Genomic DNA, 23,725 nt, shown 5'->3' with positions numbered 1-23,725 from the left:
GTGGACACGTTCTCGGAGTACGCGGCGCTGGCCCGGCACCTCGCCGAGCAGCGCCGGGCCGGCGAACGGGACGCCGCCGCCGAGGCCGGGCGCCGGCGCGACCTGGCCGCCGCCGTCGACTCCCTCCAGCACCGGCTCACCGCCCAGGGACACCGCCTCGACCAGCTCGGCCGCGCCCTCGGCCTGCCACCGTCGAGCCTGCCCGGCGGCGCTGCACCGCCGCCGCCCGCCGCTCCCGTCTCCGGCGCCCCGGGCTGGTCGCCGCCGGTCGCGCCGGTCAGCGGGCCCGCACCGGGTGCGGGCGCCACCGGCGGCGCAGCCGCCGCGCCGGGGCGGCCGGGGGTCGGGGCGTACCCCCCTGAGGTGGGGTCGGGGCTCGCGCTGCCGGCGGCGGCCGGAGTGCCGGGCCCGCGCCCGGCGGAGGCCGACGCGGCCACGGAGCTGGAGCTGGCGCGGCGCTACGCCGACGAGGCGGACCGGCACGGACAGCAGGCCGACGCGCTGGCTCAGCGGCCGGCCCTGCTGCCGGCGTGGTCACCGATGGCCCGGGCGGTCGCCGTGTACGCCGGATGTGCGGCGGTCGGGGTCGTGCTCATGATGCTCCTCGTCGTGGCGTCCGGGGTGGGCGTGGTCGACCTCGGGACGCTGTACGCCTGGATGTGCGCCGGGCTGCCCGCCGTGTCGCTGATCGCCGGCTGGCTGATCCTCGGCCGCTGGGGTCGGCCTGCCGTCGTCGCCGGCACGCCGCCGCGCTTCGTGCCCCTGGGGATCCTGATCTGCTTCGCGCTGGTCCCGCTGGCGTACTGCGGTTACCTGGTGCTGTTCCGCTCCCTGCGCTGACCGCCCTCGCCGCCCTGCGTGCGTGACGGTGAGGGCCACGGCGAGCGCCGCGCCGGCCAGCGGCGGTCCGAGGAGCAACGCCGAGCGGTAGCCGTACCCGTCGACGAGCCGTCCGGCGAGAAGCTGACCGCAGGCCGTGCCGATCGGACCACCGGCACAGAGCACAGTCATCGCGGTCGCCACCCGGCCGGGCGCGAGCCGTTCGGTGAGGGCGTAGAGGCTGATCATGTACGGGGCGATGGTTCCCCCGGCGAGCACGACAGCGGCAGCGAGGGGCAGCACCGCGTCACCGGCCGCCAGCAGGCTCATCCCGATCACCAGTGCGAGGGCGGACGTGCGGTGACGGCTGGGCAGCGCGAAGCGGCGGGGTAGCCAGGCGTATCCGAGGCCGGCCAGCGCGCCGCCCAGGCCCAGCCCGGCGTAGAGCAGGCCGCCGGTGCCGGCGCCGTCGGCGTACGCCGTCAGGCCGACCTGCACCACACCGAAGATCGCACCTACGAGGGCCATCGCCAGGACCAGTGTGCACATCGGCGCCACCGGTAGCCGTACCGATGCCGGGGTCGTGGTGGAGTCGGGCACGGACGTCTCGGCGTAGCGGCGGGCGAGGGGCAACGCCGTCGAAACCAGCAGCAGCGCACAGACCGCCAGTGGTCCGGACGCCGGCACGGGTACGGCGACCGCTGCGGTCACACCGACGACGGCGGGCCCGAGGATGAAGCTCGCCTCGTCCAGGGTCGCCTCGTACGACAGCGCCGTTGTCAGCAGGCCCGCAGGTTCCCGGCGGCCGGCGGCCACACGGGACCAGTGCACCCGGACGAAGGGCCCCACCTGTGGCTGGGTCAGTCCGGCCAGCACGGCCGCGGCGGCCATCGCCGCACGGCTGACCTGAGTGGCGGCGACCAGACCGATGATCGCCATCGCGTTGGCGACTGCGGCGACGGTTCCCACCCGACGCAGCCCGATCCGCTCCGCCAGCCGGCCGATCAAGGGGCCGCCGGCACCGACGGCGAGGCTCTGTGCGGCCGCCGCCGTGCCGGCGAAGCCGTAGCTGCCGGTCGCTGTCTGCAGCAGGACGAGCGTGGCCAGCGGAGCCATCGCGTACGGCAGGCGAGCCAGGAACCCCAGCACGAGCAGGGCCGGGCCCGCCTCACGAAGCAACTCTCGGTACGACATGACGCGTCTCCACCCACGGCGAAGAGACGCGCCTACCCAACCACCGGACGCGTGCCGATCCCGATTCTGGTTCGCAATCTAGCGGACAGGGGGGCCGATCACGGTCATCGGTCGGTGAGCAGCAGCCAGTCGTCGAGCCGCTGCGGGCTCACCCCCTCCGGCCACACGTGCGGCGCCCCCGCCACCGCCCGCGCCTGGTCCACCAGGGGCGTCCGGGCGAAGGTGGCCCCGTCGAAGCTGACCGGCCCGTCGAAGCGCGCCCGCCCGAAGTTCGCCGCGCCCTCGAAGCGGGACCCCTCGAACCAGGTGTCCCCGCCGAACTCGGTCCACCGGAACAGCGCCATGTCGGCGAACCGGGCCCGCCGGAAGCCGGCGTACCCACCGAACACCGTGTGCTCCATGGACAGTCCGCCGAGGAAGACCGCGTCACGGAACGTGGCGCTGTCCTCCACGCGGGCGGCGTCGAAGGTCGCCGGCCGGTGGAACGTGGTGCCCCGGAAGGTCACCCGGCCGAAGGTGGCTCCCCGGCACGACAGGGCACCGCCGAGGTCGGCGCCGTCGAGGCTGGTGCGGGCGGTCCGGGCGCCGTCGAGCACGACCTCCCCGTTGCCGGTGAGGTCGTCCAGGAGCAGTTCGTCGAAGGTCGCCCGGAGCGACAGCCTCCCGCGCACCGTCGCCCCGGTGAGGCGGGTGACGCCGACGCAGACCGCGCCGGTCAGGTCGGCGTCGACCAGCGTGCAACCGCTGGCGTCGAAGCCGTCCAGCCGGGCTCCGGTGAGGTCCAGGGCCACCCCGGGCCACCAGCCGTCGCCGTCCGCGCGCAGGTGCCGGGTGAGGACCCGCTGCGCGGTGCGGCGGACCTCCGTCTCGCGCGCGTCGTCGTCCGGCGGCGTCATCCGCAGGTACGCGCAGAGCACCGCCACGATCGTCGTACGCTGCGCCGGGTTGTCCTGCCCGAGCCGCTCCAGGGCGTGCAGGCCGCCCAGGCGTACGGCGGCGTTGTCGTTGCCGAGCAGCTCCACGGCCCGGGTGTAGAGCTCGGTGAGCCGGCGCTCGGCGGCGTCGTGCTCGGCCGCGGTGGCCTGCTGCTCCTGGTGCCGCTGTCCGGCCTCGGCGACCGACTCGGCGTGTGCCTGTACGCGTTCCCGGTGCACCTGGTCGTGGGCGGCGACGGCCTCCTGGTGACGTTGCGCCCGTTCGCTGATCCACTGCCGACGCGCGGCGAGCAGCAGCGCGAGGCCCCCGCCGGTGCCGGCGACCACGGTCAACCCGGTGCGGATGGCGTCGATGCGCAGCGTGGCGCGGGTGTCCGGCTGGGCGGCCCGGTCGGCCTCACCGAGGAGCCAGTCCAGCACCCACCAGCCGAGCGCGGCGGCGAGCAGCAGTCCGACCAGGACCAGCCACCACGGCATCACCCGGAGCTGCTCGTCGGATGGCGGTGTCCCCTGCACGGTTCACAGCATGCCACCGCCGCACACCGGTCGGTGGTTCCGACCCGTTGCCGCGCAAGGCCGTCCGATGTCGATGATCCTCCTCAGTGGACCAGCGATACGCGAAATGCCGGTTTGCGCCCCCGGCGGGACAACGGGTTACCGGCGCGTAACTTTCCATTGACGTTTCCGGATTGTTGCCCGCATCATCGTCGCACCGGTCGATCGGACACCCCACCCACCACTCCCGGCCCGCCGGGTACCTCCCACCGGAGGCGCAGCCATGCTGCTCCGAAAGACCGCCGTCGCCGCCACCCTCGCGGCCCTCGCCATGCTGCTCGTCCCCTCCACCGCCGTCGCGGCCCCCGCGTCGCCCGCCCCCGCGGCGACCGTCCAGGCCGCCCCCGCCGCGACCGTCCAGACCACCGCCGCCGGACGGACCGTGATCGTGGTCGGCGGGCTCAGCGGCATCGCCGCCGCCTACGAGCCCCTCGCCGCACGGCTGCGGACCGACGGCTACCGGGTGTGGATCTACCAGTTGCCCAACCTCGGGCTCGGTGACATCCCCGCCTCCGCCCGCGCCCTCGCCACGTACGTCGGCCAGGTGCGCGCCGCGACCGGTGCCGCCACCGTGGACGTGGTCGCGCACTCCGAGGGCGGGCTGGTGTCGCGGTACTACCTCAAACGGCTCGGCGGCACCGGCTCCGTCGGCCGCTACGTCAGCCTCGGCTCCCCGCAGTACGGCACCTACGTCGCCAACCTGGCGGCGTTCCTCGGCCTCGGCAGCTGCGTGGGCATCGTCGCCTGCCAGCAGATGACGATCGGTTCGTCCTTCCTCGCCGACCTCAACTCCGGCGACGACACACCGGGCGCGGTGCGGTACACGACCGTCCGCACCCTCCAGGACGAGCTGGTCCGGCCGGTGGGCAACGCCTCGCTCGCCGACGGCGCGACCAACGTGCTGATCCAGTCGGCGTGCCCGCTCCGGATCGTCGGTCACCTCGGGCTGGTGCTCGACGGCACCACGTACAGCGTGATCCGGCAGGCCCTCGCGGACGCCGCGATCCGGCCGAACTGTTTCGCCCTCTGAGGCGCTGACCGCGGGCGGCCGGCAGCACGGTGCCGGCCGCCCGTCTCCGGCGGCACGGGTCAGGCGGCGCCGGACAGCGCCTCGTACTCGTCGTCGGTGAGCGTGACCTCGGCGGCGGCGACGTTCTCCTCCAGGTGCGCCACCGACGAGGTGCCCGGGATGGGCAGCATGACCGGCGAGCGGCGCAGCAGCCAGGCCAGGGCGAGCTGCGCGGGCGTCGCGCCGTGCTCGGTGCTGATGGCGTCCAGCGGGCCGCCGGGCCGGGCCAGGTTGCCGGTGGCGATCGGGAACCACGGGATGAACGCGAGGCCGGTGCGCTCGCAGTGGTCGACGACCTCCTCGGCGCTGCGGTCGGCGAGGTTGTAGAGGTTCTGCACGGACACGATCGGAGTGATCTTCCGGGCGGCCTCGATCTCCTCCACGGACACCTCGGACAGGCCGATGTGCCGGATCTTGCCCTCCTGCTGGAGCAGCGCCAGCTCGCCGAGCTGGTCGGCGAGCGGCACCTGCGGGTCGATCCGGTGCAGCTGGTAGAGGCCGATGGTGTCGAGGCCGAGGTGGCGCAGGCTCAGCTCGCACTGCTGACGCAGGTACTCGGGACGACCCACCGGCCGCCAGTCACCCGGGCCCGAGCGGGTCAGGCCGGCCTTGGTCGCGATGACCACGTCGTCGGCGTACGGGTGGAGAGCCTCCTTGATCAGCATCTCGCTGACGAAGGGCCCGTAGGAGTCGGCGGTGTCGATGAAGGTCACGCCCAGCTCGACCGCCCGACGCAGGACCCGTACCGCCTCGGCCGGGTCCTTCGGGTCGCCCCACACCCCGGGACCGGTGATCTGCATGGCGCCGTAGCCGAGCCGGTCGACCTGCAGGTCGCCGCCGATCCGGTACGTCCCGGAGGCCTTCGCGGGTTGCTTGCCGGCGTCGACTGCCATTGCCTGGTGTCCCCAATCCTGTCGGTGGTCCTCAGGCGCCAATGTAGCCACCCGGGCGCCCCGGCGCCGGTCGGTCAGCCGACGTGCCGGATGACCACCAGCGCCTGGTCGTCCTCCGAACCGGCCAACTCGGCCATCACCGCGTCGGCGATCGCCTCCACCGGCGCGTCGCGGTGGGCGTCGATCACCGCGTGCAGCGCCGCCACCCCCTCGTCGTACGCCTGGTTGCGCCGCTCCACCAACCCGTCGGTGTACGCCACCAGCAGGTCGCCCGCGCCGAACGGCAGGGTCGTGACGGGCACCGGCTCGCGGACCAGCCCGAGCGGCAGGGCGTTGGCGGTGTGCACCCGCTCCGGTGGTCGTCCCGGGCGCACCAGCACCGGGTGCGGATGCCCCACCCGGGCCACGCTGACCCGCCCCGCCACCGGGTCGACCGCCATCGCCAGGCAGGTGCCGAGGAAACCCACCCCGAGCAGGTCGGTGACCCGGGGGAACACCTCGTCCAGCGGCACCCCGAGCCGGATCAGCGTGTTGATCACCGTACGGATCTGGGCCATGTCCGCGGCCGCCTCCACCCGGTGCCCGACCACGTCGCCGACCACCACCGCCAGGCCGTCGCCGTCGAGGTCGACCAGGTCGTGCCAGTCGCCGCCGAGGTGCAGCCCGCTCATCGCCGGCGTGTACCGGGTGGCCACCCGCAGCCCCGCCGGGGTGGACCGGTTCGACGTGCGCAGCCGTCCCGCCAGGCGGGTGACCAGGTTGTGCTCGGCGGCGGCCAGCCGGACCCGCTCCAGGGTCTGCTCGCACAGGTCGGCGACCGTGTCCAGCAGCGCGAGGTCGCCCTCGCGCAGGGGCCGCTGTCGCCGCCACCCGAAGCCCAGGGCCGCGATCGGCCGGCGCCGCGCGTCCAGCAACGGCAACGCGACCGTGGTCACCAGCCCGTGCCGTCCCACCGGGTCGGGCAGCCCGGGGAAACGCCGGGCGAACTCCGCCCGGTCGGTGAGGACGATGCGCTCGCCGGTGCGCAGCGCGGTGGCGATCGGCCGGGGGTCGTCGATGGTGAGGTCGGCGAAGGTCGCCGACAGGCTGGACGGCACGCTGGTGTGCCAGAGCCGGACCCGACGCCCCTCCTCCCGCATCGCCAGGCCGGGCAGCACCGCGCCGACCGCGATCGGCGCCGCGGTGAGGATCACCTCGATCGCCTCGGCCGTCGACCGGGTCACGCTGAGGCGGGCGGCGAACGCGGCCATGGCCTGCGCCGAGTCGGCCAGCTCGGCCCGCTGCAACGCCTGGCCGCACAGCCCGGCCACGGTGTCCAGGAGTTCCCGCGGACGACCGCCGTCGACCACCGGCCCGGACCAGCGCACCTCCAGCGCGCCGAACGCCCCGTCGTCGCCGTACCGCAACGGCACGCACACGGCCGTACCGTCCTGGATCACCGTGTTCTCCCGGACCGCCCGCGCCAGTGGCGCGTCGGCGTCCAGGTCGAGGTCCGCCGGCTCGGAACCGGGGCCGGCGGCGACCTGCAGGGCCGGCTCACCCGGCGCGGCGGTCGCGACCCGCGCGGTGGCGCCGTCGAAGACCGCCGGAACGGCGCGCAGCACCGCCTCGACGATCGCCGGACGGTCCTGCGCGGTGCTGAGCCCGCCGGCCAGCCGGGACAATGCCTCCGCCTGCCGCAGCACCCGCTGCCGGTCGCCGACGTCCCGGGCAGCAGCCGCGACGGACGCGCCCGGGTCCGGGTCGTCCGCGACCGGGACGGTGACGACCTGGGTGAGCACGCCGGCCGGGCGGCCCGACTCGTCGATCACCGGGACGTGCGAGCAGGTGACCGGTCCCACCGAGGTGACCGGCCTGCCGGCCAGGACGCCGTCGAGCAGGGGGCCGAGGGTGTCCCACCGCTCCGGCCACACCTGTCCGCCGGGCCGGCCGAGGGCGTCGGCGCCGGCCGCGCCCAGCAGGGGAACGTACGCGTCGTTGTGCAGGACCACCCGCTGCTCGCCCCACCACAGCAGCATGGGCGTGGGGGAGTGGAGGCAGAACGTCAGCGCCGTCCGCAGGCTCTGCGGCCAGTCGGCCAGCGGGCCCAGCGGGGTGGTCGACCAGTCCCGGGCGTCGATGCGCGCGCCGGTCTCCCCGCCGTCGGCGAGCACCCGGCGCCAGACGGCGTCGTCCGCCGGCGTGACCGGGAAGGGGTGATCGGCCACCCCGGACCCTCCGCTCGCCGACGCGCGCTCAGCCATCAGACGAAAAATACCAGCGCCGATGCTCCACGAGCGTCTTCGATCTTGCCCGATCCGGCAGGCGTACGGCCGAAACGGATCAGCGGGGCACCAAACCGGCGGACGCCGGCACGGAGTTGAGCGGAGCGGCCGTGCCGGGGCCCGGCCCGTGGGACGCTGTGCCCACGCCGCTGGGCCGCACCGGCCCGCTCGGCGCCGACCCGGGTCGGCCGTCCGGCGGCGCGACCGCCGGGAGGAAGCGTCCATGTCGGGAACGCCGCAGGTCGACTTCGCGCTCGACACGTACGAGTGCATCGTGCTCTATCCCGGGCCGTCCGGGCGGGCGCTGCCGGCGGAGACGGTCCAGCGGCTCCAGGCCGAGCACCTCGCGCACATGCAGGCGCTCCAGCGGCGCGGGATCATCCTGGTCGCCGGCGCCGTCGACGGGCCGGCCCGCGAGCCGGACCCGCCACTGGGGTTCGGCCTGGCCCGCACCGGCTCCGTCGACGACGTGCGCAGCGTGATGGAGGCCGACCCCGCCGTGCAGGCCGGCCTCTACAAGGTCGACGTGATGACCTTCCTCTGCCCGGCCGGCTCCCTGGAGTTCCCCCTCGTCCAGGCGCAGGCCTGACCCGTCACGGTCGGAATGCGCCGGTCGCGCGCACGTCGGGCCAGACGCCCTCGGAGACTGCCGACACCGGACGGTACGATTCCCGGCGCGGTCGCCGATGCCCGCCGTCACAACGTACCGTGCGGATCTGCCGCCGCGGGTCACGCGCGTTCGCGCGTCGTTGGACAATCGTTCGCAGTCCGCGAGGGGGTCGGCCCGTGATCCGGCCCGAAGGAGAGACTAGCCTGATGGGCGTGACACGCCGCGCGAAGATCGTCTGCACCCTCGGCCCCGCCACCTCGTCGCCCGAGCGCATCCGCGGCCTCGTCGAGGCCGGCATGAACGTGGCGAGGCTCAACTTCAGCCACGGCGACCACGCCGACCACGAGGCCGTCTACCGCCTGGTCCGCGAGGCCGCCGACGCGTCCGGCCGGCCGGTCGCCGTCCTGGCCGACCTGCAGGGCCCGAAGATCCGGCTCGGCCGGTTCGCCGACGGCCCGCACGAGTGGCGTACCGGCGACTCGGTAGTGATCACCGGTGACGACATCGTCGGCACCAAGGACCGGGTCTCCTGCACCTACCGCAAGCTGCCGCAGGAGGTGAAGCCCGGCGACCGGCTGCTGATCGACGACGGCCGGGTCGCCGTCGAGGTCACCGACGTCACCGGCAACGACATCCGCTGCCTCGTCACCGAGGGCGGCCCGGTCTCCAACAACAAGGGCGTCTCGCTGCCCAACGTGGCCGTCAGCGTCCCGGCCATGTCCGAGAAGGACGCCGAGGACCTGCGCTTCGCCCTCGGCCTCGGTGTCGACATGATCGCGCTCTCCTTCGTGCGCTCCGCCGACGACATCAAGCTGGTGCACGGCATCATGGCTGAGGAGGGCGTGCACCGCCCGGTCCTCGCCAAGGTGGAGAAGCCCGAGGCGGTGGACCACCTGGAGGCGATCGTGCTCGCCTTCGACGGGGTCATGGTCGCCCGGGGCGATCTCGGCGTGGAGCTTCCGCTGGACCAGGTGCCGCTGGTGCAGAAGCGGGCCGTGCAGCTGTGCCGCGAGAACGCCAAGCCGGTCATCGTGGCCACCCAGATGCTCGACTCGATGATCGAGAACTCGCGGCCGACCCGCGCCGAGGCCTCCGACGTGGCCAACGCCGTGCTCGACGGCGCGGACGCGGTGATGCTCTCCGGCGAGACCAGCGTCGGCAAGTACCCGGTGCTCACCGTCAGCACCATGGCGAAGATCATCACCACCACCGAGTCCGGCTCGATCGGGGTGCCCCGGCTCCAGCACGACCCCCGTACGCACGGTGGCGCGCTGACCGTCGCCGCCTCCTCGATCGCCCGGGCCATCGGCGCCAAGGCCCTGGTCGCCTTCTCGCAGACCGGCGACACCGTCCGACGGCTGTCTCGGCTGCACTGCGACCTGCCGCTGCTCGCCTTCACGCCGGTGCCGGAGGTCCGCAACCAGCTCGCGCTGTCGTGGGGCGTGGAGACCTTCCACATGCCGTTCGTGCAGCACACCGACGACATGTTCCGGCAGGTCGACGAGGCGTTGCTCGGTCTCAACCGGGCCAACCCCGGCGACTACGTGGTCATCGTCGCCGGCAGCCCGCCCGGCACCCCCGGCTCCACCAACACCCTGCGCGTACACCAGTTGGGTTCGCTGGTCGACGCGGCCTCGGCGCGGGCGCTGCAGTGACCGGCGGTCAGGCCGCGACGGGCCAGGCCGCGGTCGACCAGCTCCTGGAGGTCCTCGACCTGGCGCCGACCGGCGGCATGTCCTTCCGGGGCATGAGCCCACCGGTCGGCCCGCAGCGGGTGTACGGCGGCCAGGTCGCCGGCCAGGCCCTGGTCGCCGCCGGCCGCACGGTCGACCCGGAGCGCTTCGTGCACTCCCTGCACGGCTACTTCGTGCGTCCCGGCGACCCGGTCGAACCGATCGAGTACCAGGTGGAGAACATCCGCGACGGTCGGTCCTTCTCGGTCCGTCGCGCGGTGGCGCTCCAGCACGACAAGCCGATCTTCTTCATGTCGGCGTCGTTCCAGCGCGTCGAGGAGGGGCTGGATCACCACGCGCCCACCCCGCCGGACGTGCCCGGGCCGGACGACGTGCCGACCATGTCCGACCGGCTCGCCCGGTATCCGGAGCGGCTCGGCATCTGGGGGCAGATCCCGCGCCCGATCGACGTCCGCTACATCGGCGAGCCCGGCTGGGTACGCCCCGGTGACCGTCCCGCCGACCCGCACCAGCGGGTCTGGATGCGCATCGACGGCAAGCTCCCCGATGATCCGCTGCTGCACGCCTGCGCCCTCGCGTACGCCTCCGACCTGACCCTGCTCGACTCGGTGCTCTCCGTGCACGGCGAGGTCTGGGGCCCCGGCGGCGTGGTCGGCGCGAGCCTCGACCACGCGCTGTGGTTCCACCGGTCGTTCCGCGCCGACGAGTGGTTCCTCTACGACTGCTGGAGCCCGTCCGCCTCCGGCGCGCGAGGGCTGGCCACCGGTCGGATGTTCACCACCGACGGCCGGCACATCGCCAGCGCCGTGCAGGAGGGGCTGCTGCGCCGCGTCGGCGCCTGACCCGCCGACCTCACGCGTGACCGATCGGCCGAGGGTTGATCGTCCGGTCGGGGTGCCCTGGGGGCTAACCTGTCCGGCATGCGCCTCTCCGCCCGGGTCGACTACGCCCTCCGAGCGGTCGCCGAGTTGGCTTCGGTGACCGGTGGCACCGCACCCGGACGCGGCCGGCCGGTGACCGCCGAGCAGATCGCCCGTGCCCAGGAGATTCCACCGAAGTTCCTGGAGAGCATCCTGTTGCAGTTGCGCCGGGGCGGCGTCGTGCACGCCCAGCGCGGTCCTGAGGGCGGCTACTGGTTGGCCCGGCCGGCGGACGAGATCTCCCTGGCGGAGGTCATCCGGGTGATCGACGGACCGCTGGCGCACGTCCGGGGCCAGCGGCCGGAGCAGTTGGGCTACCGCGGGGCGGCGCGGGCCCTGCAGGACGTCTGGATCGCCCTGCGGGCCAGCGAACGGCAGATCCTCGACCTCGTCACCGTCGCCGACGTGGCGGCCGGCACGCTGCCTCCGCGGGTGACGGAACTCGTCGCCGACCCCGGCGCCTGGACCTGACCCACGCGCCGGTCGTCGGTCCGACGGGCACCGCCGCGCCCCGACACGGGTGTCGTCCCACCGACCGAACGGCCACTTGACCCGGAGCGCTCTTTCCCGCATTGTCGACCAAGTCGATAGGAGATACCTACAAGTCAGGGGGCGCCCGTGCGCAAGCTGCTGATCCTCGCGCTGGTCGGCCTCGCCGCGCAGCTGGTCGACGGTGCGCTCGGCATGGCGTACGGGTTGACGTCGTCCACGCTGCTCCTCCTCGTCGGGGTCGCCCCGGCAGCGGCCTCCGCCTCGGTGCACCTCGCCGAGATGGGCACCACGCTCGCCGCCGGTGTGGCGCACTGGCGGTTCGGCAACGTCGACTGGCGGGTGGTCGGCCGCATCGCCGTCCCCGGCGCGCTCGGCGCGTTCGCCGGCGCCACGTTCCTCAGCTCGATCTCCACCGCCGCCGCCGCGCCCTGGATGGCCGGCATCCTGTTCACCCTCGGGGCGTACCTGCTGGTGCGCTTCTCCCGGCCGTTGCGCACCGACCGGCGCGGTGGCCGGCTGCGCTCGCGCTTCCTCAGCCCGCTGGGTCTGGTCGCCGGCTTCGTCGACGCCACCGGCGGCGGCGGGTGGGGCCCGGTCGCCACCCCGGCGCTGCTGGTCAGCGGCCGGATGGAGCCGCGCCGGGTGATCGGTTCGGTGGACACCTCCGAGTTCCTCGTCGCGGCGGCGGCCAGCGTCGGGTTCCTCATCGGCCTCGGCTCCGAGGGCTTCCTGCTGCCGATGGTGGGGGCGCTGCTGGTCGGCGGCCTGATCGCCGCGCCGGTGGCCGCCTGGCTGGTCCGGATCGTCCCCGCGCAACTGCTCGGCGCCGCGATCGGTGGCGTCATCGTGCTGACCAACGCCCGGGTCCTGATGCGCTCCGCCGACCTCGGCGGCGCCGTCCCGCCGACCGTCTACGTGCTGCTGGCCGCCGGCTGGGTCGTCGCCCTGACCCTGGCCGTGCGGGCGCTGCGTCGCACCCGGCGCGCCCGCGCCGTCGCCGCGGCCGCCCTGGCCGAGCCCACCACCACGCTCGACGCGGACCGCACCCCCGCCGCAGCCGGCGTCACCCACCACTGACCCAACCCCCGCCCCGGGCATTCGCTCCGTCGGTCATCAGGTTGGCGGGTGGTTCGGAGATCAACTCACCCGTCAACCTCATGATCGGCACGGGTGGGTGGGGGCGGTTCTCAGAGGGTGCTGAGCAGGTGCCAGGCCTCGTCCACGTGGGTCTCGGTCGTGTGCGGGGAGCCGACCGCCAGCCGCAGCGTGTACCGGCCGTCGACCCGGGTGTGTGTCAGGTGCACCCGGCCGGTGGCGTTCACCCGGGCCAACAGGGCCGCGTTGGTCGCGTCGTCGGCGCGCAGCCGGAAGCAGACCAGCGAGAACGGGTGCGGCGCGACCAGCTCGAAGCGGTCGTCGGCGCGGACCCGGTCGGCGAAGCGCCCCGCGAGCGTCACCCCGGAGCGGATGTGCGCGCGCAGGCCTTCGACGCCGTACCAGCGCAGCACGAACCACAGCTTCAGCGCCCGGAACCGGCGTCCCAGCGGCACCTGCCAGTCCCGGTAGTCGATCACCGCGCCGGACTCGGTGGCCGTGTTGCGCAGGTACTCCGGCAGCACCGTCAGCGCCTCGATCAGCTCGCCCCGGTCGGCCACCCAGAACGCGTCGCAGTCGAAGCCGGTGAGCAGCCACTTGTGCGGATCGAAGCAGTACGAATCGGCGTACTCGACTCCCGCGTGCGACCAGCGCAGCTCCGGGCAGACCGCAGCCGCACCCGCGTACGCCGCGTCGACGTGCAGCCAGATCCCGTACTCGGCGCAGATCCGCCCGATCTCCGGTAGCGGGTCGACGGCGGTGGTGGAGGTGGTGCCGATCGTCGCGACCACGATCGCGGGAACGTGCCCGGTGGCGCGGTCGGCCTCGATCGCGGCGCGCAGCGCCTCCGGCCGCATCGCCTGCGTCTTCGGGTCCACCTCGACCGGCCGTACGCCGTCGGCGCCCAGACCGGCGATCCGGGCCGCCTTGTCGATCGAGGAGTGCCCGTGGACGGAGGTGTACGCCCGGTACCGCCGGTCGATCCCCACCTTCCGCCAGCGGCCTCCGCCGGCCCGGTGCAGCGCGGCGAGGGTGGCCACCAGCGTCGCCGAGGAGGCGGAGTCCTGGATGACGCCGCCGCCGGAGGCGGTGGACCGGAACCGCTCCGGAAGGTTCATCAGGTCGGCGAGCCAGTCCAGCATCGCCGTCTCCAGCTCGGTGCAGGCCGGGCCGGTGGCCCAGAGCATGCCCTGCACGCCGAGCCCGGAACTCACCAGGTCACCGAGCACGCTCGGGCCGGAGGTGTTGGCGGGGAAGTAGCCGAAGAAGCCGGGGTGCTGCCAGTGGGTCAACCGTGGCGCGACCAGCGCGTCCAGGTCGGCCAGGACGGCCTCGACGGGCTCACCCCGCTCCGGTGGGGCCGCCGGCAGGTCTGTGGTCAGCGCTCCGGGCGGCTCCGGCGACGTGACCGGCCGCTGCCCGAGCGTCGTCCAGTAGTCGGCGATCCAGTCCACCACGGCGTACCCCGCCCGGCGGAACTCCTCCGGGGTCATGTGCTCGGCCACGACCACGAGTCGATCAACAAATGGGCCACGAGGCAAGCGGTGCGTCTGCCGAGGAAGACCGCCTACGATGAGGCACCGGGCCGCAGCCGCGGAATCCGCACAGCTCCGGCCCGGTGCGCCACACCGCGGCATCCCCGACCCGTCCCGACCGGGAATGCCGTACCACCACCGGATACCAAGCTATGCGCCGTCCGGGTCGGCAGGGTGACACCGACATGAAGATCGTGTTTCAGACCGTACGACGCAGGCCGCCCGCCACCTTCTCCGCGATCAGCTCGAACGAGCGCACCCGGTCGGCGACGTCGTACACGAGCGTGGTGAGCATCAGCTCGTCCGCGCCGGTACGCGCCAGCAGGTCACCGAGCTGCCGGGCGACGGTCTCCGGCGACCCGGTCGCCTGCCCCTCCCGGCGCTGCGCCATGAACTCGCGCTCGACCTCCGTGTACGGGTACGCCGCCGCGTCCTCGGGCGAGGCCAACGGCTCGGGCCGCCCGGAGCGAAGCCGCAGGAACGACAGCCCCGCCGGTCCGGCCAGCCACTCGGCCCGCTCGTCGGTCTCCGCGCACACCGCGTTGACCGCCACCATCGCGTACGGCTCGTCGAGCCAGCGCGACGGCCGGAAGCTCTGCCGGTACAGCGCCAGCGCGGGCAGCGTGTTCTGCGCGCTGAAGTGGTGCGCGAAGGAGAACGGCAACCCGAGCAGACCGGCCAACTGGGCACTGAACCCGCTGGAGCCGAGCAGCCAGACCGCCGGCTGCTGGCCGCGACCCGGCGTCGCCGTGATCGGCCCCGGCTCCTCGCCGCTGAAGTAGTTCATCAGGTCCGCCAGCTCCCGGGGGAACCCCTCGGCCGACAGCCCCTCCATCGTCCGGCGCAGCGCCAGCGCGGTCACCTGGTCGGTGCCGGGCGCGCGGCCGATCCCCAGGTCGATCCGGCCCGGGTGCAGCGCGTCGAGGGTCCCGAACTGCTCGGCCACCACCAGCGGGGCGTGGTTGGGCAGCATCACGCCGCCGGAGCCCAGCCGGATGGTGCGCGTGTGCGCGGCCAGGTGTGCGAGCAGCACCGCCGGCGCGGACGAGGCGATCGCCGGCATGTTGTGGTGCTCGGCCACCCAGAACCGGTGATAGCCCAGCTCCTCCGTACGCCGGGCCAGCTCGGTGGTGTGCCGCAGGGCCTCACCGGCGGACGCGCCGGCGGCGACCGGAGCAAGATCAAGAACAGACAGGGGTACGTCGATCACACGTCACCCCAACCCACCGGCCGCCGGGTTTGTTCCGGATCGTGCCCCAGCCCACGCCGTGTCCCGTACCGGGCTGGCCGCTCCGCGTCTGCCCGCACCCGGCGCGCGCCGTTCTCGGCTCGCCGCTCCCTGCTGCGCTCAGCCGACGCCGCGTGCCTGTTCGAAGATCAAGCTCGTCTGCGTGTGCTGCACCGCCGGGTCCACGGCCAGGTGGTCGAGCACGAAGTCGCGCAGCGCCACCGAGGACGCCGCCCGCACATGCAGCACGTAGTCCTCCGCCCCGGCCACGTGGAACACCGAGACCACCCCCGGCAGGCGTACCGACCGGGCCCGGAACGCGTCCACCGCCGCCCGCTCGTGCGCGGTCAACCGCACCGAGACCAGCGCCTGCAACGGCAGGCCCAGCGCCGCCGGGTCCACCTCCGCGTGGAACCCCCGGATCGCTCCGCACTCGCGCAGCGCCCGCGTCCGCGCCAGACAGGTCGACGGCGCCACCCCCACCCGCTCGGCGAGGGCGTTGTTCGGCAGGCGACCGTCCGCGGTCAGCTCGGCCAGGATCGCGCGGTCGGTGTCGTCGAGGGCCTCAAACGGCCGCACATCATTCGCTACGAGGGGCATGGGAGCATCCTCCAACGAATCTTCCACGTCATCCAAGCACCTGTCAGAATCTTCTTCCATTCCCTTGCTGAGAATCGCCCGGATGTTCGATCCTTCGGTCATGACGACCGTGGACACCCGAGCCGTGCACGCCGGCCGCGACGACCTCACCGCCCTCGGTGTCCACGTGCCGCCGATCGACCTCTCCACCACCAACCCGCTGCCGTCGGTCGACGCCGGCGGCGACGCGTACGAGACCCTCGCCACCGGCGGCACCCTCCCGCCCGGCGGCAGCGCCGTCTACCAGCGGCTCTGGAACCCCACGGTGGCCCGCTTCGAGACCGCGCTCGCCACCCTCGAGGACACCGCAGAGGCGGTCGCCTTCGCCAGCGGCATGGCCGCCCTCACCGCCACCCTGCTCGCCGCGACCCGCGACGGGAAGCGGCACGTCGTCGCCGTCCGCCCCCTGTACGGCGGCACCGACCACGTCCTCGCCACCGGCCTGCTCGGCACCACCGTGACCTGGGCCCGCGCCGACGAGGTCGCCGCCGCCGTCCGCCCCGACACGGCCCTCGTGATCGCCGAGACGCCGGCCAACCCCACCCTCGACCTGGTCGACATCGCCGCCCTCGCCCACGCCGCCGGTGACGTGCCCGTGCTCGTCGACAACACCGTCGCCACCCCCGTGCTCCAGCAGCCCACCCGGCACGGCGCGACCCTCGTCCTGCACAGCGCCACCAAGAGCATCGGCGGGCACGGCGACGTCCTCGCCGGCGTCGTCGCCTGCGACACCGAATGGGCCGCGCGACTGCGCCAGGTCCGCGCGGTCACCGGGGCCGTCCTGCACCCGCTCGGCGCGTACCTCCTGCACCGCGGCCTCCAGACCCTCCCGGTCCGGGTCCGCGCACAGCAGGCCGGCGCCGAGAAGCTCGCCGCCCGGCTCGCCGCCCACCCGGCCGTCGCCCGGGTCCACCACCCGTCGCTGCAGGACCCGGCCGGGCTCGTCGGCCGCCAGATGTCCGGCCCGGGCAGCCTCCTCGCCTTCGAGGTACGCGGCGGCGCGCCCGCCGCCGCGGCCGTCGCCGACGGCTGCCGGCTCATCACCCACGCGGTGTCGCTGGGCGGCGTCGACACCCTCATCCAGCACCCCGCCTCGCTGACCCACCGGCCGGTGCAGGGGGAGGCCAAGCCGGACGGCGGGCTGCTGCGCCTCTCCGTCGGCCTGGAGGACCCGGAGGACCTGTGGGTCGACCTGGGACGGGCGCTCGCCGCCGTGGCCTGAGGGTCAGGACTTCAGGACCTGATCGATCCGACCTCATTGGCGTCGGGGTGTCCGGGTGAGGCTTTCAGCCCGACTTCACTGACATCGAGTCGATCTCCGGCGGGGCGTGGACGTCGAACGGCCGTGCGAGGTCAGGACTTCGGGCCGACGTGGCGGTCGAGCGCGGCGACGGCCTCCCGGCGGGCCACCGACAGGGAGTTGCGCCGGTTCATCCGCCAGGCGATGCCGAGCAGGTCCAGTGCCCACTGGCAGAGACCCATGATGTCGGCCGATTCGTTGGTGAACATGTAGCGGGGATAGACGTACTCCTTGCCGCGGACGGTCACCCGGTTGCTCACGCGGCAGCCGTCGGAGTGGAAGAGACCGCGTAGGAAGTGACCCGGGTGACGCTCGACGATCTCGCGCTGCCAGTTGGCCAGGACGATGGGGCGCTGGTGCTTCTTCCCCGGACCGTGCTGCGGTAGGAGGCAGGGCCAGTGGGAGCCGCTGCTTTCCACCGAGACGCAGCCCCGCTTCTGGATCCGCTGTACCTTGGTGGCGAGCACGGCGCGCATCGCCTCATCGCAAGCGTCGATGAGGCCCGGGTAGACGTCCGTGCAAGCGATCCGCAGCACCGGGACCTTTGGCGATACGGCGAGGTGGCCATCTCCCAGGTATAGGCCGAGGAGATAGGAGTAGGCGGACGGTTCTGTCGGACTACTGACATCCGACGAGCAGCGGAAACAACGTCGGGCAGTCCCGACGACGGCCGCCTCGGGCCGGTCAACGCACCAGTGCCAGACCGTCGTGTAGGGCAGGGACAGTGTGTGGGCTACCGAGCGGATGTCGTTGCCACGGGCGCGAAGGGCGCGGGCACGAGCCCGCATCTCGGGTGGGTGCACGCCCTTATTTTCGAACGCACGTATGACAAGAAGTGCCGGGAGCGGGATTCGAACCCGCAAGCCCTTTCGGGCAGAAGTGTTTGAGACTTCCGTGTATGCCGTTCCACCATCCCGGCGAGTGCCGCTAACTGTACCCGACTAGGCTTCTGCGGGAGCATGGGTGGTAGCCGTGCCGGGAACGATGGTGGGAGTGGCTCGTGGCCGAGACGCAGACGGATGCCGAGCGCAGGCGCGTACTGATCGCCGAGGACGAGGCGCTCATCCGGCTGGACCTCGCCGAGATGCTCGTCGAAGAGGGCTACGAGGTCGTCGGCGAGGCCGGTGACGGCGAGACGGCCGTCCGACTGGCCGAGGAGCTCAAGCCCGACCTCGTCATCCTCGACATCAAGATGCCGATCATGGACGGGTTGGCCGCCGCCGAGCGCATCGCCGGCGCACGCATCGCCCCGGTGATCATCCTGACCGCGTTCAGCCAGCGCGACCTGGTGGAGCGGGCGCGGGCGGCGGGCGCCATGGCGTACCTGGTGAAGCCCTTCCAGAAGAGCGACCTGGTCCCGGCGGTGGAGATCGCGCTGTCCCGCTACTCGGAGATCGCCGCCCTGGAGGCCGAGGTCGCCGGCCTGAACGACCGGCTGGAGATCCGCAAGACGGTGGAGCGGGCCAAGGGCGCGCTGATGACCACGTACGGGATGACCGAGCCGCAGGCGTTCAAGTGGATCCAGCGCACGGCGATGGACCACCGGATGACCATGAAGGAGGTCGCCGAGCGGATCCTCGCGGAGACCGCCGGCGGCGAGGTGGCGCGTCCGGCCACCTGAGTCGAGCGTTAAGAAGGGCCCCCGGTACAACGCGAGGCGTTAACAGGGGGCCCTTCCTTGCATAGCATCGACGTCTGTGTGGGGGCGGCGTCCGGTGGCGGTGCTCGGTGCGGTGGTCACGCTGCTGGCGGGCTGCGCCGGTCCGGGCCGGCACGACGGCGGCGAACCGTCGCCGCTCCGTCCGGCGTGGGTCCCGCTGAGCCTGCCGGCGCCTCCGGGGCCGCCCGGCCGGTTGCTGCTGCGGGACGTGGCGAGCTGCGCCGGCCGGTGGTACGTGGTGGGTGGCGTCGCGGGCGCGGACGGGGGCACCCGGCCCGCGGCCTGGGTCGGCGACGGGGCGGTGTGGTCGAGCCTGCCGACGGTGCCGGTGACCCTCTCCGGTGAGCAGCACGTGTTCTCGTCCGTGGCGTGCCGGGGTGACCGGGTTGCCGCGCTGGGTGCGAAGAGTGGGGGAGTGCACGGCAATCCGCGTACCGGTACCTGGTGGCAGGGGCCGGACAGGGCGCTGCGTGAGGTGTCGGCGCCGTTCGAGCAGTTCGGTGGCCCGCGTGCGGTGGCCGTGGCACGGCTGGCGGCGGGTCCGGCCGGCTGGCTCGTGGTCGGCTCGCGGGTGGACGGGGCGGCGGCGTGGGTCTCGCCGGACTCGGCGGCGTTCACCCTCGTGGAGGGGGCCGCGGAGTTGTCCGGTGACGGGCGTGGGCGGACGGCGGCGTACGACGCGGTGGGCGTACCGGCGGGGTGGCTGGCGGTGGGCACGTTGCTGGCGGCCGGTGGAATGCCGTTGGCGTGGACGTCGGCCGACGGCCGTTCGTGGCGGCGGGCGGAGCTGCCGGGCGGGCCGGGGACGGCGCAGCGCGTGGTGGTGGCCGCGGATGGCCCGGTGGTGGTGGGGCCGGCGGGCGGCGTGTTCGCGGCCTGGCGGTCGGGGCCGGACGGGTGGCGGCGGGTCGGCGGGTTCGGGGTGGCGGGTCCGGGGGTTCCGTCGGTGGTGGGTCTGGCGGCGGCGGGCGGTGCTCTGATGGCGGCGACGGCGACCGGTTCCGGTCACGGTCTGTGGCTTTCGGCTGATTCAGGACATTCATGGCAGGCGATGGCGATGCCCGTCGTCGTGGCGCAGCGGGGTGACACGGCGGTGGCGGTCGCCTCGGACGGAGATCGACTTCTGATGGTGGCTGACGACGCTCAGACATCCCGTGCCTGGTCAGCGGGGTTGGCGAGCGTCGATCGGTAGGGGGTGGCGAGGTCCTGACCCGTTACCTACGAAACAAAGGTGAAAAGCATTCATAGCCGAAGGTTCTTACAGCGATCGTTTCCGGGCCGCCACGCCGTGTAACGGTTCGGTCAACCCGCTCCCCTGGGGCTTACATCACGGCTCCGGCGTGGGATAACGTCCGGCCCCAGACCGGCGACGACGGTCTGGTTCGTCCATCCTGCAAGGGCCAATAGGCGCCGGGTGGTTCGGGCCATTGGGACTGAGGAGGGTACGAGCCGTGAGGCAGAAGCTCGCACGGGTGCTGAGTGGCGTTGCCATCAGCGCGCTGGTTCTCGGCGGCGCGGCCGCATGTAAGGCTGACAGTGGTAGCGAGAGTGGTGGCAACAACGCCGCCTGCGATCTGAAGATCGGCTTCTTCGGCCCGCTCACCGGCGACGCCGCGGGCCTCGGTATCCACATGCGTAACGGCACCAAGCTGGCCATCGACCAGTACAACAAGGACAACGCCGACTGCAAGGTCAACCTCGAGGAGTACGACTCGCAGGGTGACCCGGCCAAGGCCCCCGCCCTCGCCCAGAAGGCCGTCGGTGACCAGAAGGTGGTCGGCATCATCGGCCCGGCGTTCTCCGGTGAGTCGGAGGTGGCGGACCCGATCTTCGACGAGGCCGGCCTGCCGATCATCACCCCGTCGGCCACCCGCCCGAGCCTGAGCACCAAGGGCTGGAAGATCTTCCACCGGGGCGTCGGCAACGACACCTCGCAGGGTCCGGCGGCCGGTCGGTACATCAAGAACGTCATGAGGGCCGAGAAGGTCTACGTCGTCGACGACCAGTCCGCGTACGGCGCGGGCCTGGTGGACGAGGTCAAGAAGGTCCTCGGGACCGTGGCCGGCGAGGACAAGATCCAGGTCAAGCAGACCAACTTCTCCGCCGTCTCCACCCGGATCATCTCCAGCGGCGCGACCGTGCTGTTCTTCGGTGGTTACTACACCGAGGCCGGTCTGCTGCTCAAGCAGCTCAAGGGTGCCGGCTGGAAGGGCACCATGGTGGCCGGTGACGGCGTCAACGACGCCAACTTCATCAAGGTGGCCGGCGACGCGGTCGCCGAGGGCACCGTCCTGACCTGCCCGTGCGCCCCGGCCACCGCGGCCAAGGGCACCTTCCTGACCGACTACAAGGCGGCGTTCGACAACGCCGAGCCGGGCACCTACGCCGACGTGTCGTACGACATCACCAAGGTGATGCTGGAGGGCATCAAGGACGGGAAGGCCACCCGCGCCGACCTGCTGGCCTTCATCAAGGCGTACAACAAGGCCGGCTCCGCGACCGGTGTGACCTACAAGTTCACCGAGACCGGTGAGCTGGACCCGGCCGAGGTTCTGGTCTGGGCGTTCAAGGTCAATGCCGGCAAGGTCGTTCCGGACGTCGAGATCCCCAAGGCCTGACCGGGAAACCGGTCCCGTCACGGGATACCCACGGTGCGGCCGGGAGTTCTGCTCCCGGCCGCAGCGTTTGGCCGCACCACTTGGAGCACCCACTTGAACTTCGATGAGTTCTTCCAAAACTTCCCGGCGCTGACGATAACCGGATTGGAGCAGGGCGCGATCTACGCGCTGGTGGCCCTCGGCTACACGCTCGTCTACGGCGTCCTGCGTCTGATCAACTTCGCTCACTCCGAGGTCTTCATGGTCGGTACCTTCACCGCCCTGTGGACCTGGGAGGCACTCGGATACAACCAGAACAGCCCGGCGCCGGCCTTCGGCGCGCTGCTGATCGCCCTGGTCGCCGGGCTGGTGGTGGCGGCTCTCGCCTCGGCGGCCACGGCCGTCACGGTCGAACTGGTCGCGTACCGCCCGCTGCGGAAGCGCAACGCACCGCCCCTGGCGTTCCTCATCACCGCGATCGGCGCGTCCTTCGTGCTCGCCGAGTCGTTCGGTATCGGCACCGAGCGGGCCCCCTTCGGCATGCCGACGCTGATCCCGTCCGAGACGCTCTTCACGGTCTTCGGCGCGGCGATCACCAACGTTCAGCTGCTCATCCTCGGCGTGACGCTGGTGATGATGGTGGGCCTGGACCAGTTCGTGAACCGCAGCCGGCTCGGCCGGGGCATCCGTGCGGTGGCCCAGGACGCGGACACCGCGGCGCTGATGGGCGTCAACAAGAACCGCGTCATCCTGCTGGTCTTCGTGCTCGGCGGGATCATGGCGGGTGTCGGCGCCCTGCTGTGGAACATCAAGTTCGGCTACACCAAGTTCAACGTCGGCTTCCTGATCGGCCTCAAGGCCTTCGCGGCCGCCGTCCTCGGCGGTATCGGTAACCTGCGCGGTGCGCTGCTCGGCGGCCTGCTGCTCGGTGTGGCGGAGAACTACGCCGCCGGCCTGTTCGGCGGGGACTGGAAGGACTTCACCGGCTTCGTGCTGCTGGTGGTGCTGCTGATGTTCCGGCCCACCGGTCTGCTCGGTGAATCACTGGGGAGGGCGCGCGCATGACCGCCACCGCGGACAAGGGACGGGGACGGGCCTCCGGCATCAAGGCCCGCTGGGCGGCCATGCCCAAGCAGGTGCGCTGGGCAGGCATCGCGGCCCTGATCGTGGTCCTGTACATCCTGCCCAACAAATGGTTCTACGAGTACCTCGGCTTCCCCGTGGGCAGCGAGTACTTCGCCCTCTACACCACCCGGTCGGACTTCGCCGGCGTGCTGTTCGACACCGCGGTCTTCGTGCTGCTGGCCGTCGGGCTCAACGTCGTGGTCGGTTTCGCCGGTCTGCTCGACCTCGGCTACTTCGGCTTCTACGCGCTCGGTGCGTACACCGTGGCGCTGCTCACCTCGCCGGAGAGCCGCTTCGGCACGGAGTGGCCCTGGCTGGCGGCGGTGCCGGTGGCGGTCATGGTCGCGATGGTCTCCGGCGTGGTCCTCGGCGGTCCGACGCTGCGCCTGCGCGGCGACTACCTGGCCATCGTCACGCTCGGCTTCGCCGAGATGATCCGGCTGTACGCCGCGCGCAACGAGGGCATCCTCCAGGGCCAGCGGGGCATCCCGGCCATCCCGCACCCGCCGGGTACGGGCTCGGACGGCAAGCCGCTGTTCGGTGTGGTGGACGCCCGGCCGTACTACTGGCTGATCCTGACGCTGATCCTGCTGGTGATCGTGCTGGTGCGGAACCTGGCGAACAGCCGGGTGGGCCGGGCCTGGGTGGCCGTCCGGGAGGACGAGGACGCGGCCGAGGTCATGGGCGTGCCCACCTTCAAGTACAAGCTGTGGGCGTTCGCCATCGGCGCCGCGGTGGCCGGTCTGACCGGCGCGGTCTTCGCCGGCAAGCAGACCTTCATCAACTCGGACCAGTTCCTGCTGGAGAGCTCCATCCTGGTGCTCGCGGCGGTCATCCTGGGTGGTGTCGGCAACATCAAGGGAGCCATCGTCGGTGGTGCGCTCACCTGGTACCTGCCGGAGTGGCTGCGCGGCGTCGGTGACCTGATCGGCGTGGAGTTCGACGCCGCCGAGTACCGGATCCTGGTCTTCGGCCTGGTGGTCATCGTCATGATGGTCTTCCGGCCGCAGGGTCTGGTGCCCAACCGGCGGCGGGCGGCGGAGTTCAAGGACCGGCGCGAGGAAGCGGTTCCCCAGGAGACGGTGCCCAGTGAGTAGCCCG

The 23,725-nt window shown here is 72.7% G+C and carries 20 protein-coding genes and 1 tRNA gene; 13 read left to right on the top strand and 8 right to left on the bottom strand.

What is annotated here, in order from left to right; translation table 11 throughout:
- Nucleotides 1-840, top strand: a complete 840-nt coding sequence (locus ACTMSW_RS04595) for a hypothetical protein (protein WP_441179167.1) — start codon at nucleotides 1-3, stop codon at nucleotides 838-840.
- A gap of 1,277 nt (nucleotides 841-2,117) precedes the next feature.
- On the opposite strand, the gene ACTMSW_RS04590 is transcribed toward ACTMSW_RS04595, so the two are convergent.
- Nucleotides 2,118-3,464 (bottom strand): pentapeptide repeat-containing protein, encoded by a 1,347-nt coding sequence (locus ACTMSW_RS04590; protein WP_441179166.1) that lies wholly within the window; start codon nucleotides 3,462-3,464, stop codon nucleotides 2,118-2,120.
- A 262-nt stretch (nucleotides 3,465-3,726) separates the two neighbouring features.
- Here ACTMSW_RS04590 and ACTMSW_RS04585 point away from each other — a divergent pair, with 262 nt between their 5' ends.
- Complete coding sequence (locus ACTMSW_RS04585) at nucleotides 3,727-4,533, top strand: esterase/lipase family protein (protein ID WP_441179165.1); 807 nt, start codon at nucleotides 3,727-3,729, stop codon at nucleotides 4,531-4,533.
- A 59-nt stretch (nucleotides 4,534-4,592) separates the two neighbouring features.
- Here ACTMSW_RS04585 and ACTMSW_RS04580 read toward each other — a convergent pair whose 3' ends face one another.
- Nucleotides 4,593-5,465, bottom strand: a complete 873-nt coding sequence (locus tag ACTMSW_RS04580; protein ID WP_441179164.1) for an aldo/keto reductase — start codon at nucleotides 5,463-5,465, stop codon at nucleotides 4,593-4,595.
- A gap of 74 nt (nucleotides 5,466-5,539) precedes the next feature.
- Nucleotides 5,540-7,708 (bottom strand): SpoIIE family protein phosphatase, encoded by a 2,169-nt coding sequence (locus ACTMSW_RS04575; RefSeq protein ID WP_441179163.1) that lies wholly within the window; start codon nucleotides 7,706-7,708, stop codon nucleotides 5,540-5,542.
- Between the two features lie 244 nt (nucleotides 7,709-7,952).
- Here ACTMSW_RS04575 and ACTMSW_RS04570 point away from each other — a divergent pair, with 244 nt between their 5' ends.
- The 5 genes from ACTMSW_RS04570 to ACTMSW_RS04550 all read left to right on the top strand — a co-directional run bounded on the left by ACTMSW_RS04570 (nucleotide 7,953) and on the right by ACTMSW_RS04550 (nucleotide 12,522).
- Nucleotides 7,953-8,318: a YciI family protein gene (locus ACTMSW_RS04570; protein WP_441179162.1), complete on the top strand. Its 366-nt coding sequence runs from the start codon at nucleotides 7,953-7,955 to the stop codon at nucleotides 8,316-8,318.
- 227 nt (nucleotides 8,319-8,545) lie between these two features.
- Nucleotides 8,546-9,994, top strand: coding sequence for a pyruvate kinase (pyk, locus tag ACTMSW_RS04565; RefSeq protein WP_441179161.1), 1,449 nt, complete (start codon nucleotides 8,546-8,548; stop codon nucleotides 9,992-9,994).
- Nucleotides 9,991-10,875, top strand: coding sequence for an acyl-CoA thioesterase (locus ACTMSW_RS04560; protein WP_441179160.1), 885 nt, complete (start codon nucleotides 9,991-9,993; stop codon nucleotides 10,873-10,875). The genes pyk and ACTMSW_RS04560 overlap by 4 nt, the downstream gene beginning before the upstream one ends.
- 78 nt (nucleotides 10,876-10,953) lie before the next feature.
- A complete protein-coding gene (locus tag ACTMSW_RS04555; protein WP_441179159.1) occupies nucleotides 10,954-11,424 on the top strand; it encodes an RrF2 family transcriptional regulator in 471 nt (156 codons plus the stop codon).
- A 147-nt stretch (nucleotides 11,425-11,571) separates the two neighbouring features.
- Nucleotides 11,572-12,522 carry a sulfite exporter TauE/SafE family protein gene (locus ACTMSW_RS04550; protein ID WP_441179158.1) on the top strand — a complete coding sequence of 317 codons (951 nt, stop codon included), beginning with the start codon at nucleotides 11,572-11,574 and terminating at the stop codon, nucleotides 12,520-12,522.
- Nucleotides 12,523-12,632: 110 nt separating this feature from the next.
- Here ACTMSW_RS04550 and ACTMSW_RS04545 read toward each other — a convergent pair whose 3' ends face one another.
- The 3 genes from ACTMSW_RS04545 to ACTMSW_RS04535 all read right to left on the bottom strand — a co-directional run bounded on the left by ACTMSW_RS04545 (nucleotide 12,633) and on the right by ACTMSW_RS04535 (nucleotide 15,903).
- On the bottom strand, nucleotides 12,633-14,045 hold the full coding sequence (locus ACTMSW_RS04545; RefSeq protein ID WP_441179157.1) for a pyridoxal-dependent decarboxylase: 1,413 nt from the start codon (nucleotides 14,043-14,045) through the stop codon (nucleotides 12,633-12,635).
- A gap of 229 nt (nucleotides 14,046-14,274) precedes the next feature.
- The gene (locus tag ACTMSW_RS04540; RefSeq protein ID WP_441179156.1) at nucleotides 14,275-15,285 is read right to left on the bottom strand and encodes an LLM class flavin-dependent oxidoreductase; all 1,011 of its coding nucleotides are present in this window, start codon (nucleotides 15,283-15,285) and stop codon (nucleotides 14,275-14,277) included.
- 138 nt (nucleotides 15,286-15,423) lie between these two features.
- A complete protein-coding gene (locus ACTMSW_RS04535) occupies nucleotides 15,424-15,903 on the bottom strand; it encodes an Lrp/AsnC family transcriptional regulator (RefSeq protein WP_441179155.1) in 480 nt (159 codons plus the stop codon).
- 82 nt (nucleotides 15,904-15,985) lie between these two features.
- Between ACTMSW_RS04535 and ACTMSW_RS04530 the strand changes: the two genes are divergently transcribed.
- Complete coding sequence (locus tag ACTMSW_RS04530; protein ID WP_441179154.1) at nucleotides 15,986-17,164, top strand: trans-sulfuration enzyme family protein; 1,179 nt, start codon at nucleotides 15,986-15,988, stop codon at nucleotides 17,162-17,164.
- Between the two features lie 131 nt (nucleotides 17,165-17,295).
- Here the strand turns inward: ACTMSW_RS04530 and ACTMSW_RS04525 are convergent, their stop codons facing one another.
- Together ACTMSW_RS04525 and ACTMSW_RS04520 are read right to left on the bottom strand one after the other, a co-directional pair.
- Nucleotides 17,296-17,718, bottom strand: coding sequence for a hypothetical protein (locus ACTMSW_RS04525; protein ID WP_441179153.1), 423 nt, complete (start codon nucleotides 17,716-17,718; stop codon nucleotides 17,296-17,298).
- Between the two features lie 360 nt (nucleotides 17,719-18,078).
- Nucleotides 18,079-18,161: transfer RNA gene (locus ACTMSW_RS04520), tRNA-Leu, on the bottom strand.
- Between the two features lie 81 nt (nucleotides 18,162-18,242).
- On the opposite strand from ACTMSW_RS04520, the gene ACTMSW_RS04515 reads away from it, so the two are divergent.
- From ACTMSW_RS04515 to ACTMSW_RS04495, 5 genes are all read left to right on the top strand, one after another.
- Nucleotides 18,243-18,863, top strand: a complete 621-nt coding sequence (locus tag ACTMSW_RS04515; RefSeq protein WP_357040804.1) for an ANTAR domain-containing response regulator — start codon at nucleotides 18,243-18,245, stop codon at nucleotides 18,861-18,863.
- A gap of 76 nt (nucleotides 18,864-18,939) precedes the next feature.
- On the top strand, nucleotides 18,940-20,094 hold the full coding sequence (locus tag ACTMSW_RS04510; RefSeq protein ID WP_441179152.1) for a hypothetical protein: 1,155 nt from the start codon (nucleotides 18,940-18,942) through the stop codon (nucleotides 20,092-20,094).
- Nucleotides 20,095-20,353: 259 nt separating this feature from the next.
- Nucleotides 20,354-21,520 carry a branched-chain amino acid ABC transporter substrate-binding protein gene (locus ACTMSW_RS04505; protein ID WP_441179151.1) on the top strand — a complete coding sequence of 389 codons (1,167 nt, stop codon included), beginning with the start codon at nucleotides 20,354-20,356 and terminating at the stop codon, nucleotides 21,518-21,520.
- A 93-nt stretch (nucleotides 21,521-21,613) separates the two neighbouring features.
- Entirely contained in the window at nucleotides 21,614-22,564 is a 951-nt protein-coding gene (locus tag ACTMSW_RS04500; protein WP_441179150.1) for a branched-chain amino acid ABC transporter permease, read from the top strand.
- The gene (locus ACTMSW_RS04495) at nucleotides 22,561-23,721 is read left to right on the top strand and encodes a branched-chain amino acid ABC transporter permease (RefSeq protein WP_441179149.1); all 1,161 of its coding nucleotides are present in this window, start codon (nucleotides 22,561-22,563) and stop codon (nucleotides 23,719-23,721) included. Before ACTMSW_RS04500 ends, ACTMSW_RS04495 begins: the two co-directional genes overlap by 4 nt.
- Nucleotides 23,722-23,725: the final 4 nt, after the last annotated feature.

The sequence above is a fragment of the Micromonospora sp. BQ11 genome (assembly GCF_052068135.1).
Lineage (GTDB): Bacteria > Actinomycetota > Actinomycetes > Mycobacteriales > Micromonosporaceae > Micromonospora.
This window is presented reverse-complemented; position numbering and strand designations above follow the sequence as displayed.